Here is a 12,383-nt window from a genome sequence, read left to right on the forward strand (position 1 = left end):
TTATGAAAAAACCGATGTATATGCATAAAGAGCTGGTGAACCCCCGGAGTGAATGAACACCACATTCTCATCTTTTTTTAAATAACCTTTTCGAATTAAATCAATCAGGCCGGCCATCGCTTTTCCCGTATACACAGGATCCAATAAAATTCCTTCCGTACCGGCCACAAGTTTGACTGCTTCCACCATCTCTTCTGTTGGAACAGCATAGCCTGGACCGACATATTCATCCATACAAACAATCTCTTCTTTTTTAAAAGGCGTTTTGCTATGTAAATGATCATAAAGTTCACTCGTCAGCTTGGCAACTTTCATTTCTTGCTCTTCTTTAGCACGACTCACATTCATTCCAATAACAGACACCCCGCTTTGAAGGCCTTGAAAGCCTGCCACTAGCCCTGCGTGCATGCCTCCGCTTCCGCTTGTACAAACTACGTGGCTAAGCTTTATTTGTTGCTCATAGCTTTGCATAAGCAGCTCCTGTGCGCAGGCAGCATAGCCTGCCTGTTGCACCGATAACATTTGAACCTCCTACGGGGATTAGGTACGGCTTATGACCTTTTTCACTTAGCTCGCGCGCTACTTTTTCCATTTCCGCTGTCAAATCCGAACCTTCAGCGACAAACCGCATGTCATGAGCGCCTAATAAATGATAAAGAAAATAGTTTCCCGTCGGCTGATCACTTGCTTTATTTTCCCCTTCTTCTAATACGAGCACGCATTTCGTTTGCTCTTTTACGGCAGCAGCAAGCGTCAAACGACAGTGATTGGATTGTATCGCACCGCACGTTACAAGCACGTCTGCCCCTTGTGCTTTTGCATCAGCTACTAGATATTCAAGCTTACGCGTCTTATTTCCGCCCCCTGTCAGTCCAAGCATATCATCGCGCTTCATATAAATTGAAGGTCCGTTTAACTGCTGAGATAAAACCGATAGCTTTTCTAAAGGTGTAGGGGAATCCGTATATTTTCTTCTAGAAAATTGCGTTAAGTTCATGCTCTCATCCTCTCTTTCATATTTGTTCTATTTTACCATATAGAAGCTTTTGAAGAGCTTTTTACGAAAGGGCTTTCTATAACTTGTATACATAAGAACAAGTAGTCAACATACATTAAACCATATAAACAGTTTGAAGGAGTGTTTTCAATGAGTGAAAAAGCAGTACTTTGCAGCGTCTCACGAGTAGTCAAATCACAGCACATTTTTCCAAATGACCTAAACAATCACCACACCCTTTTTGGCGGCAAAATTGTCGCTGACATGGACATGACGGCTTCTCTTTCAGCAGCTAAACATTCCAGAAAGTCGTGTGTTACAGCTTCCATTGATCATGTTGACTTTATCGAGCCCGTCACAGAAGAAGATTTTATTTCATATGAGGCATTCGTTGTTGTCACAGGAAAAAGTTCCATGATTATTTTTGTTAAAGTCATTGCCGAAAATTTGTTAACAGGCATTAAACGTATTGCTGCTACTTCTTTTCTTACCTTCGTCGCATTAGAAAATGGGAAGCCTGCTCCCGTTCCTCAAGTTATTGCTCAAACTGAAGAAGAAAAAAGCCTTCAAAAAGTAGCTCTTGAACGAAAAGAGTCCAAAAAAACGCAGGTTGAGCACAGCAAAGCAATTGCGCGCATCTTATCTAAATCTTTGCGCAGCAGTAATTAAGCTCTTCATCTAAAAAGCAGCTGCCTGCTTTTTAGACGAAGTTTTTTAGATTTCACATTGTTATTTAATGTGATATGCGATATATTGGTTTTATGAAAAATAACATTCAACCTCTCAAACGACTTTCCCTACGGGAGGAAGTCTATCAAACACTTAAACACAATATCGTTATGCTTGAATTTCAGCCGGAACAAAAGCTTCAGGATAAAGAACTGGCTGAGCAATTTGGAGTTAGCCGCACTCCTGTTCGAGAAGCATTAAAAAGGCTCGAAGATGAAGGCCTTGTACAAACGACACCTGGTTCTTCTACAAAAGTGGCTCCATTAAACCTTGAGGAGGCAAAACAATCTTTTATTGTCGTCGCAGCTCTTCATGCACTTGCTGCTAAGCTGGCTTGTACTTCGTTGCAAGAAGAAGATATGGGCGAACTAATCAAACATAATCAATCTCTAGAACATGCAATCAAAACAAGAAATGTACTGAAAGCGATCGAAGCGGATGAAGCATTTCATTCCGTTTTTTTAAACCGGGCGAATAATTTAGAGCTAGAACGTGTTGTAAAACAAACAAGCGCCAAAATTCAACGTCTGGAAATCGCTCGCTTTTCTTCTCTTGCTAGCCTTGCTTCCGTTGATCAGCACAAAGAAATCATAAATGCTTGCCGTCAAAAAGATTCCGCACTGACATCACAGCTTGTCGAAACAAACTGGCTGACACTAGGTGAAGCGCTGACAAGTGAGGAGGAAGCAAAGTGAAGCCTCTTTTATTAGGCGTTGCTGCATCATTCTTTTTTGCTTTTACATTCGTTTTAAATCGAGCGATGGATTTATCTGGAGGCAGCTGGGCGTGGAGCGCATCTCTGCGCTATTTTTTTATGGTACCTCTTTTGCTTATGCTTGTTTATTTTTGGGGTGGCATCAAACCTGTGGTGGCAGAAATAAAAGCCCAGCCGCAAAAATGGCTGCTATGGAGCACGGTCGGATTTGGCTTATTTTACGCTCCTCTTTGTTTTGCTTCCGCCTACGGTCCCGGCTGGCTTATTGCAGGAACTTGGCAAATCACGATTTTATCGGGGTCTCTCCTAGCTCCTTTGTTTTACAAGGAAGGAAAAAAGCGAGGAGCCATTCCTTTCAAGCAGCTAGGTTTTTCGTTTATTATTTTAATAGGAGTTGTGCTCATGCAGCTTGAGCATGCGACTGAACTGTCGGCGGCTACTGCCTTGCTTTGTACGATTCCCATTTTAATTGCGTCTTTTGCGTATCCGCTTGGCAACCGTAAGATGATGGAGCTGTCGTCGCTTAATACGTTTCAGCGTGTGCTTGGAATGACGCTTTCAAGCCTGCCGTTTTGGATTATTCTTTCTGTCTATGCCTACTTGACCGATGGACTACCAAAACCAACTCAGATGTATCAAAGCAGTTTAGTTGCTTTACTTTCAGGAGTGTGTGCAACGGTTTTATTTTTTGCGGCAACTGACCTTGTGAAAAAAGATTCTCACAAGTTAGGTGCAGTTGAAGCTACACAATCGATGGAAGTTTTATTTGCCCTGCTAGGAGAGGTCTTCCTTCTATCAAGTCCTTTGCCACCGATTCTTTCTTGGGTTGGAATGGGAGTTATCGTATCAGGCATGGTGCTTCACAGCTACCAAACGAGTCATAAAAAAGCTATACCTCAAAAAGAATTGACCTACTAATCAATAACAAAAAAGAGCGTCTCAGTCGGCGCTCTTTTTGTTTATACAACAGATCTTCTTTCTAAATTGAAGACATTAACCTGCTCAGCATCAAAGCGGCTTAGCAACGAATCTACTCCGTACTCAAGTGCAAAAGCACGTTCATTTTCTGAAATCGGAACGGCCTGCAGGAACGTTACTTTTTTATCAGATAGTTCAATCGTTGAAAAATTATCCCATAAAAACGGCGGAATCAGCAAAATGTGCTGCATATGAAAGCTGTCATCAAGGACTGCAATAACGTCTTTATAAATAGCTCCTGGGAAAATGGAGACATGAGATTTCATCATATGGAAAATACAGTTTGCTAAAATAGCAGAATAAATACCGAACTCCTCATGACAAGCCCCAACGATTTCAATTCGAAGCGGGATTCCTCCAACTGTATAACCTGTCGGACATTGATGTCCACCGAGCGTTGCATACGCGGTTACGTCTTGACGCGGATGATTTTCACATGCCACAACGTGAATACCATGCTTTTTTCGTTCATCTGAATAATCTTCAATTCGGTCCTTTTGACCAAATACATCTATTGCTTTATGTATAATTAATTCTTCATCTTTTGTAAAATTACTCATAAAAAACCTCCTTGCTTGCGACCTTAAAAAGTCCCCTACTGTACAGCATATACTACCGCACTCGCTTACGATATAGTTTTTAGAAAATGTGATAGAAATGTTATCGTTTCGTAACATACTATGAAATTGTCTCAAGAAGCAAACAAGAAACCTTAACCAATTTTTTCTTTTCCCATAAAAAAATAGAGCCTGCACCATGGCAGCCTCTATTTTTTATGACATTATTATGAAATAATTTGTAATTCTTTTGGGTACTTCGTTAACGTTTCGTATCCATCTTTTGTGATGATTACATCATCTTCAATACGCACGCCTCCGAGTCCTGGAATATAGATACCCGGTTCAATCGTATACACCATGCCTTCTTGAAGCACATCATCATTGTTGCGGCTCATTGAAGGAAACTCATGCACGCTGATACCAAGGCCATGACCAAGACGATGCAAGAAATACTCTCCATACCCTGCTTCTGTAATAATATTGCGTGCTACCATGTCCAAGTCGCCAATGCGAGTGCCAGGCTTGGAAGCTTCAAGAGCTGCCTGCTCGGCGCGCTGTACCGTTTCATAGATTTCTTTTTGCTTATCATTAATCGACTTGTACGCGACTGTACGCGTAATATCTGAACAGTATCCATCTAGCACTACACCTAAATCGAAGAGAACCATATCTCCTGGCTTTAACGTGCGAAGACCTGGGTTCCCGTGCGCTTCTCCCGTTTTTTCACCAAATAACACCATCGTTGAAAACGACATCTCACGAATTCCTTTTCGCTTTAGCTCGTATTCAATTTTAGCCAGAACATCCATTTCCGTAACGCCTTCTTTTAAGGCAGCTACGCCTACTTCCACGCCAAAATCAGCTAATGCAGCTGCCTTTTGCAGAATCTCAACTTCACGCTCATCTTTAATTAAACGCAGCTGATTTAATTTCTCTTCTGCTCCGACTAGCTCAGCATTTGGATATAAATTAAGCAGTTCTTCAGCTCTCGCATACAGCAGCTGCTCTTTCTCTACAGCAACTTTTTTCACATCCATTACGTTTCGTTTATGTAAAGCTTCTTTAATAAGCTCCCAAGGATTTTGATGGTCTTCATATCCGATCACGTCAAATTTCCAGCCGGCTTCTTTTGCTTGACCCACTTCCATTGATGGACAAACAAGCATCGGCTCCGCTTCGTTAAACACAAATAAGCCAAGCAAACGCTCATGCGGATCCGTGTGAAATCCAGTTAAATAAAATACGTTTTCAGTTGACGAAATAAAGGCCGTTTCTACATTCTTTTCCTTTAGCCATGATACGACTTTTTGCAAACGTGCTTCCATTAAAAAAACCCCTTTCATTGTGCAATATTACTATTATAACATAGTTATTTAGCAATATTGTACAATGAATAGAGGTTAAGATAAAGCCGCGTGAAGAGTAGTAAGCTGCTCTTTAATCGCTTTTCGCTGAATACTTACTTTCATCAGCCAGCCATTTTCTCCGTATCTATAAATAAATTCGTACGTACCTTTAGGAAAATATTCTTTTACCAGCATGTCTCGGTTTTCAACAAATCCCGGATCGCCAATAAAATAGGTACCTTCTTCAAGCGAAAGCTCATGAACTTTTTTTTCTAGCTGCTTCTCTTCGTCTTCGTCATCATCTATCACAATGTGAAGACCACCTTCATCACGCACAACATCAAATTCACCGTTTTGTTCAAGCTCAAGCACCGGTACCACCTGTCCATTTACCGTTAGGAGCTGCTTCGTTCCTTCAAGAACCTGGGACCAATGATCATCGTATAGAGTAGAAGAATAAAAAACATAGCCCTGAGATTTATACAATAAAAGCAGCTGCTCAAAATGATTTTTCACTTGTTCTTTATCAAACAGAATAACAAAATGCTTTCGATAGAAAAAACTTGTAAAAGGCAGAATAGACGATTGATTAAGCTCTTTAATTATTTCAGCACTATCTTTACCTGAAATAATAGCTCCGGTCAATTCCCCCGCGCCGTAAGGTTTCCAATGACTTAACGCCGCTTCTGGAATCAGCACAAGGTTCGAAGATGACACATATATACTCATTCGCTTCACTCCTTTTTTCTACATTTAGACCTATATTCGATTCTCCGCAAACAGAGACTTTCCTCTTATTCCATTCTTAAAAGACAGAACTTTTTCCCTAACTATGATAGATTATAACAAATTTTTCAGAAAAAAATAACCTTTATTTCCTCTTTCTTCTATTTGCATATTTCTCTTATTTTAGCTGTCTCTGCGGATTTACTAGTGAACGTACTTGCTAATCTAATTCCTTAGTGTTAATTTTATTATGTCGTTTTATAATTTTTTGCATAATGGGTTTCAAACAAAAAAGTATTAATATTTTTGAATGCGATGGTGAGACATTTGGAAGAACGTACAGAACGTAAACAACATAAAAGAAAAAAGCAAAGAAAAAAGAAACGCTTTAGAAAGCTACTTCTTTTCTTTCTCATTCTTGTAATCGCCGCTGGTGCGTATGTGTATTATCAATACCAACAAGGGTTAGCAGAAGCAGACGGAGCTTTTGGAAAAGATGGACAGTTTAATTTTAATGGTGCAAGTGCCAATTTAGATAGCATGAATGTGCTACTTCTTGGAATTGACTCTCGAGGTGAAGAACATTCGCGTGCCGATACGATCATGATTGCTCATTATGACAAAGACAGCAATCAGCCTAAAATTGTGTCTTTGATGCGTGATTCATATGTGGATATTCCAGGACACGGCAAAAACAAATTAAATTCAGCCTATGCATTTGGCGGGCCTGAATTAATGCGTAAGACAATTAAAGAAAACTTTGGCGTAGATGTAAACTATTATGCCGTTGTTGATTTTAAAGGTTTTTCTAAAGTTGCCGATACGATTGCCCCTGAGGGAATTACGGTTACCGTGCCGCACGAAATGTCATCAGGAATTGGCATGACGCTAAAACCTGGAAAACAAACTCTTCACGGAGATAAATTACTAGGATACGTGCGATTCCGACATGATAGCCAAAGTGATTTCGGGCGCGTGAAGCGTCAACAAGAAGTTATCGGTAAATTAATGGATGAAGCTCTTCAAGTAAAGACGCTGGCGAAAGCTCCTAAGCTATGGGGAGTCATTGATCCATATGTGGATACAAATATTCCGCCAAAAACATTTATCGTGATAGGAAAAGATTTTTTAGTTGGAAATCAGCCAGATTTAAAATCTCTTCGTTTACCGGTTGAAGGTTCCTATTCAAATGAACGAATATCCGGTATTGGTGCTGTTTTAAGCATCGACCTTGAAGAAAATAAACAAGCATTACAGTCATTTTTAAATTAGGAAAAGGTGTCCATTAACGGACACCTTTTTTATACTATTCAAAAAAACTTCTATTTTTCCTTCCTATCCTTCAAAAAAATTTCAGCTTCGACAAAAAATAGAGATGGAATCAAGCAATTTTCTAGCAATCAGCTGCTTACTTTGAGTTCTATTTTTTCTCCTGTATGCGTATATGAAATAAGAAGCACTTCTGTTTTTATTTTTTAGTCAAGGAGATGAAAGTATGAAATTATATGGTTTTCAATCTGAAGAAGAGCGTTCCTTTCTTCATTCCACCTATAAAGTAAACCCGCTGCTTTCTCATACTGGAGATGTCAAAATCAGCTTTTTATCTTTTCAAGAAAATGATTATACACCTCGTCAAGAAGCTACGATTCCACAGCTTCTTTTAGTCGTTCACGGCGAAGGCTGGGTAGCTGGCGATAACGGACTGAAAATTTACATTAAACAAGGTGAATCAGCATTTTGGAGAGCCGGGGAATCGTTTGAAGTCGGGAGTCTAACAGCTATGACGGGATTGCTAATTGAAGGATTAGATATTGCTCCTCAAAAGCTGCTTACTTCTTTTTCACGAACAAATGTAAATTAAAAAGCCGCTGTGACGCGGCTTTTTTTATTGTCTTAATAATTGAGCGTAGCTTTCTGCACTATCTTGAATGACTTTTTCGCTCAGTTCACCGCCTGCTCCTTGAAATAAAAATGGAGTTTGGAACTTCATGCCTGTTAAATTTGCCGTAGCTTGAAACGGAAGAAGCAGATTACTCATTGGATAACGGTTGTAGCCGCCTTCTTGATAAGCTTCTGCAGGTCCTCCTGTCGAAGTAGCTACGATAAACTCTTTTCCATGAAGTTTAGTGCCTTTGCTGCCATAAGCCCATCCGTATGTTAATACAACATCTTGCCACTCTTTTAAGAGTGCTGGTGAGCTGTACCAGTAAAACGGAAATTGAAACACAATACGATCGAATTGAACAACTAACTCCTGCTCTTTTTCTACATCAATTTTAAAATCAGGATAGTTTGCGTATAAATCATGAACGTGTACATTTTCTTCTTTCTTTAATCTCTCTGCCCACGCTTTATTAATGCGAGAAGATGCTAAATTTGGATGCGCTAAAATAACCAGTGTTTTCATTTTGATACTCTCCTTCTAATGTCTGTGCTTGCTTTATTCTTTTCTATTTTTTACGTTTGCCTCTAACAGCTTGTTCAGTCGTTTTTTTCCTTTTCATTCAGGAAATCCTAGCTAGTTTACACTTATAAATTACCAGTATTAGCATTTCTCTTCAACAAAATTGATTTCCCTTTGATTTTCTTATGTATCCAAAACGGCAGATAAAGCACAAGAAAGCTAAGAATCATAATTCCTTCAATCGATACTAAATACAAAGGATGAGGTCCAAGAACATCCAGCAAGGAAGCGTGCTCTGGCTTTTTCATCATGTATAAATAATTCGCCCCAAGTAAACGGTTGATGGCATAGATAAATCCTCCGTACAGATTAACAAATACTACGCTTACCCATAAAGAACGAAACGTCGGCTCATATCTGCAGGTAGCAATTAGCATACAGCAAGCAAGTACCACACCGCCATGCGATACATAAAACTGCACATAGCGAAACTGGGTATACGCATAGCCCCCAAGGTCTGGGGTAATCATCGCTTGAACAGAGCTGCTGATTCCTGCGAAGTACACAAAATTAAAAAGAAACCTGTTTTTGGTTATCAGCATAACAGCAGCCAGCAGCACGACTATATCACTGAGCTGAAGAGGCAAGGAAGTTTCAGCAGACCACTGATGACATCCGATTTCCCAAGCCTGGTAGGCTGTTTCTGAAGCAATTAGAATGAGTGAAAGCAAAATAAACACAAACCTCTTTTTTCGCAGCTGCTTTCGACACAAAAAAATAAATGCTCCTATGATAACGATAATAGCTAAAGTTACAAGATGTTCCACTGAAAAAAGCTGAAAGGAATGTTGTACAGGATGACACGCAAAAAATGAATTCATAAAAGCGCCTCCCTTCTATCAGAAAACAAATTCGGTACCTTTAGCTTGTTCACATGGGTTCATTTTCATTAATGCTTCTCTCGCATTAAAAAGAGATTGAAACATAACGAAATGACGCCAATCTGAAGACGAATGGAGTAAATGATCGAGTATGAATCACTTCTTGCACTGCATTTGATTTCCATGCAAGGCTTCGCTTTCCGCAGGAATCTTCGCGTTGCCTTCCAATCAACTACTAGAAGCAACTAAAATGAAAAGATCCGAACGATTTATCATTCGGATCTTCTTTGAACTAACATACTGTTGTCCTAGCTCTGTTTCTTCGTTATTACTCTTTAATTAATCCTTTTTTCACTAAGAATTGATGAGCAACTTCTTCAGCCGTTTTTCCTTTTGCATTTACTTGATAGTTCATTTCACGCATTTCGTCATCACTGATTTTACCGCCCAGTTGATTTAAGATTTTTTTCAGTTCAGGATGCTCTTTTAGCGTATCTTCACGAAGCACAGGCGCTCCTTGATACGGAGGGAAGAACTGCTGGTCGTCTTTTAAGACTTTGAGACCAAACTGTTTGATTTCAGGATCCGTTGCGTAAGCATCAAGCATGTTAATATCGCCTTTTTCTACAGCGCGATAGCGAAGCTTCGGCTCCATCGTTTTAATATTCGGGAAAGTAAGGCCATATTCTTTTTGAATGCCTACGTAGCCGTCTTCACGATCTTTAAACTCAAGCGTAAATCCTGCTTTTACTTTATCTGTTGCATTTGCCAAATCTGAAACGGTCGTTAGATTATTTTCTTTTGCAAATTCCTTTGTTACGGTCAATGTGTACGTATTATTAAACTTCATTGGATCTAAATAGACAAGGCCGAATTTCTTTTGAAATCCTTCTTTTGCCTGCCTGTACACCTCTGTTTCATCTTTGCTGTCCGGCTGTTCCTTTAGATGCGTCACAATGGCTGTACCCGTATATTCAGGGTATAAATCAATTTCCTTGTTACGCAGAGCCTCAAATACAAATACCGTTTTCCCAAGCGACGAACGAAGATTTACTTTCATATCGGTTTGATCTTCAATTAATTCTTTATACATATTAATTAAAATATCTTGTTCTGCGCCAATTTTCCCTCCGATAACAAGGTCTGGTTTTGTTGCGCTCATCGCTGCAAACGGAGAAACAAGAATGAGTATTAATACGATGATCATAATAAACGAGCGTTTTTTGGATCCTTTTTTAGCTGAGTGTTCAATCGTTCGCAGAATTCCATCAAAAATAAGCGCTAATAATGCTGCTGGAATGGCTCCTAATAAAATCAAACTATTGTCGCTTCGGTCAATACCAAGCAAAATTAAGCTTCCAAGTCCGCCTGCTCCGATAAGAGCCACGATTGTCGCTGTACCAATAATGAGGACCATTGCTGTACGAATTCCGGCCATAATGACAGGAAGCGCTAGAGGAAGTTCTACTTTGATTAATCGTCTCCATGAGTTCATCCCCATGGCTTTGGATGCTTCAATTAAAGATGGGTCCACTTCTTTAATTCCGGTATATGTATTTCGTACAATAGGAAGAAGCGAATATAAAAACAGTGCAATAACCGCGGGAAAGGTTCCAATTCCGACAAGAGGAATCAGTAATCCTAATAAAGCGAGTGAAGGAATGGTTTGCAGTACGGCTGTTACGCCAATGATCGGTTCAGCAATGCGGTCATGCCTCGTTAAGTACAGTCCAAGCGGCACTGAAATTAATACGGCGATCACAAGAGCCAGTACTGATATTTGAATGTGTTCCAGAAGAGCTTGAAACAGTGCATCTCCTCGTTGATCCAATAATGTGCTTAGTGCATTCATCACAGCGTTCCTCCTTCTTTCGTTTTATCAGAAAGAAACGCTAATAGAGTTTTACGCGTTACAACGCCAATGCGTTTGCTCCCTTTTTTCACAGCTATTGCTTCATGATCGTAAAGGGCGTCCATTGCCTGCTGAACAGTGGCGGTTGAAGCTAGCTCTTCAGTAGGTTCTACGTCTGGCTGTTCACTTTCTTTGACAAACATATCCAATGTCTCAAATAAAGCATTTCCTTGATTTCCAATAAACGTTTTTACAAATTCATTTTTAGGCTTTTGAATGAATTCCTCTGGGGTTCCAACTTGAACAATTTCCCCGTCTTTCATTAGGCAGATACGATCTCCAAGCGTCATCGCTTCGCTCATATCGTGCGTAACAAACACAAATGTTTTTTTGATTTTTTCTTTTAAACTAATAACATCTTGCTGAAGCTGTTCGCGGCTTAACGGATCGAGGGCACTAAAGGGTTCGTCCATTAAAATAACGGGGGGATCAGCTGCGAGGGCACGTGCTACACCTACACGTTGCTGCTGGCCACCTGAAAGCTCAGACGGCTTTCGGTTTCGATACTGCTTTGGGTCTAGTCCTACCAAGGTAAGCAGTTCATCAATGCGCGTTTTTATTTTGTTTTTCTTCCAATGCTTCATCTCGGGTACAATAGCTATATTTTCAGCGATGGTCATATGAGGAAAAAGAGCAATTTGCTGCAGGACATACCCAATGTTCCAGCGTAGCTCATGTATGTTGTGATCCGATACGAGCTTATCTTTTATGTATAGTTCTCCTTCGGTAATATCATGAAGACGGTTAATCATTTTTAAGGTGGTTGTTTTCCCACACCCACTCGGACCAATTAAAACGAAAAACTCTCCTTCTTTAATTTCTAGATTAATATTTTTCACGGCGGTCGTACCGTCTGGGTATTGCTTTGACACATTCTTAAACGTAATCAAATTATCGTTCACACTCCCTGTTGAAATTTAACCCCTAGTTTCGTGTACCCAATACTTAGAGGCAATAAACATTCTTTTAAGAATATTTCTAAATATGATTCATAAGACATAGTGGAAAAGATACACATATTTTGTAACGACCTCCTAATAAGGCTATCAAACTGTTAAAGTTTTCACAAGGCGGCGAAGAATAATTCGGAGAATAATTTTAATACCAACACAAATAAAAAAACCTTCTTTCAACA

At 39.8% G+C, this 12,383-nt stretch carries 12 protein-coding genes and 1 pseudogene; 5 read left to right on the forward strand and 8 right to left on the reverse strand.

The features are described from left to right. Positions 1 to 997: pseudogene (cuyA, locus tag AC1VNJ_RS22815) on the reverse strand (D-cysteate sulfo-lyase). Between the two features lie 150 nt (positions 998 to 1,147). Here cuyA and AC1VNJ_RS22820 point away from each other — a divergent pair. The 3 genes from AC1VNJ_RS22820 (at position 1,148) to AC1VNJ_RS22830 (ending at position 3,359) form a co-directional block, all read left to right on the forward strand. Further along, positions 1,148 to 1,666, forward strand: a complete 519-nt coding sequence (locus tag AC1VNJ_RS22820) for an acyl-CoA thioesterase (RefSeq protein WP_028415022.1) — start codon at positions 1,148 to 1,150, stop codon at positions 1,664 to 1,666. A gap of 74 nt (positions 1,667 to 1,740) precedes the next feature. After that, entirely contained in the window at positions 1,741 to 2,421 is a 681-nt protein-coding gene (locus AC1VNJ_RS22825; protein WP_028415023.1) for a GntR family transcriptional regulator, read from the forward strand. Further along, positions 2,418 to 3,359 carry a DMT family transporter gene (locus AC1VNJ_RS22830; protein WP_482641338.1) on the forward strand — a complete coding sequence of 314 codons (942 nt, stop codon included), beginning with the start codon at positions 2,418 to 2,420 and terminating at the stop codon, positions 3,357 to 3,359. Before AC1VNJ_RS22825 ends, AC1VNJ_RS22830 begins: the two co-directional genes overlap by 4 nt. Before the next feature lie 41 nt (positions 3,360 to 3,400). Here AC1VNJ_RS22830 and AC1VNJ_RS22835 read toward each other — a convergent pair whose 3' ends face one another. The 3 genes from AC1VNJ_RS22835 to AC1VNJ_RS22845 all read right to left on the reverse strand — a co-directional run bounded on the left by AC1VNJ_RS22835 (position 3,401) and on the right by AC1VNJ_RS22845 (position 6,054). After that, positions 3,401 to 3,979 carry a suppressor of fused domain protein gene (locus AC1VNJ_RS22835; RefSeq protein ID WP_013084584.1) on the reverse strand — a complete coding sequence of 193 codons (579 nt, stop codon included), beginning with the start codon at positions 3,977 to 3,979 and terminating at the stop codon, positions 3,401 to 3,403. Positions 3,980 to 4,203: 224 nt separating this feature from the next. Then, positions 4,204 to 5,304 (reverse strand): M24 family metallopeptidase, encoded by a 1,101-nt coding sequence (locus AC1VNJ_RS22840; RefSeq protein WP_482641339.1) that lies wholly within the window; start codon positions 5,302 to 5,304, stop codon positions 4,204 to 4,206. Between the two features lie 75 nt (positions 5,305 to 5,379). After that, on the reverse strand, positions 5,380 to 6,054 hold the full coding sequence (locus tag AC1VNJ_RS22845) for a hypothetical protein (RefSeq protein ID WP_482641340.1): 675 nt from the start codon (positions 6,052 to 6,054) through the stop codon (positions 5,380 to 5,382). 537 nt (positions 6,055 to 6,591) lie between these two features. Between AC1VNJ_RS22845 and AC1VNJ_RS22850 the strand changes: the two genes are divergently transcribed. Further along, positions 6,592 to 7,323, forward strand: a complete 732-nt coding sequence (locus tag AC1VNJ_RS22850) for an LCP family protein (protein WP_371129326.1) — start codon at positions 6,592 to 6,594, stop codon at positions 7,321 to 7,323. 223 nt (positions 7,324 to 7,546) lie between these two features. Then, positions 7,547 to 7,912, forward strand: a complete 366-nt coding sequence (locus tag AC1VNJ_RS22855; RefSeq protein WP_014458652.1) for a hypothetical protein — start codon at positions 7,547 to 7,549, stop codon at positions 7,910 to 7,912. 24 nt (positions 7,913 to 7,936) lie between these two features. Here AC1VNJ_RS22855 and AC1VNJ_RS22860 read toward each other — a convergent pair whose 3' ends face one another. The 4 genes from AC1VNJ_RS22860 to AC1VNJ_RS22875 all read right to left on the reverse strand — a co-directional run bounded on the left by AC1VNJ_RS22860 (position 7,937) and on the right by AC1VNJ_RS22875 (position 12,138). Then, positions 7,937 to 8,458 (reverse strand): NAD(P)H-dependent oxidoreductase, encoded by a 522-nt coding sequence (locus AC1VNJ_RS22860; protein ID WP_140451058.1) that lies wholly within the window; start codon positions 8,456 to 8,458, stop codon positions 7,937 to 7,939. Between the two features lie 122 nt (positions 8,459 to 8,580). Further along, a complete protein-coding gene (locus AC1VNJ_RS22865) occupies positions 8,581 to 9,336 on the reverse strand; it encodes a YwaF family protein (protein WP_482641341.1) in 756 nt (251 codons plus the stop codon). A gap of 328 nt (positions 9,337 to 9,664) precedes the next feature. Further along, positions 9,665 to 11,188 (reverse strand): ABC transporter permease/substrate-binding protein, encoded by a 1,524-nt coding sequence (locus tag AC1VNJ_RS22870; protein ID WP_014458648.1) that lies wholly within the window; start codon positions 11,186 to 11,188, stop codon positions 9,665 to 9,667. After that, on the reverse strand, positions 11,188 to 12,138 hold the full coding sequence (locus tag AC1VNJ_RS22875; protein WP_014458647.1) for an ABC transporter ATP-binding protein: 951 nt from the start codon (positions 12,136 to 12,138) through the stop codon (positions 11,188 to 11,190). The genes AC1VNJ_RS22870 and AC1VNJ_RS22875 overlap by 1 nt, the downstream gene beginning before the upstream one ends. Between the last annotated feature and the right edge of the window lie 245 nt (positions 12,139 to 12,383).

Source organism: Priestia sp. 3CA3 (assembly GCF_056836725.1).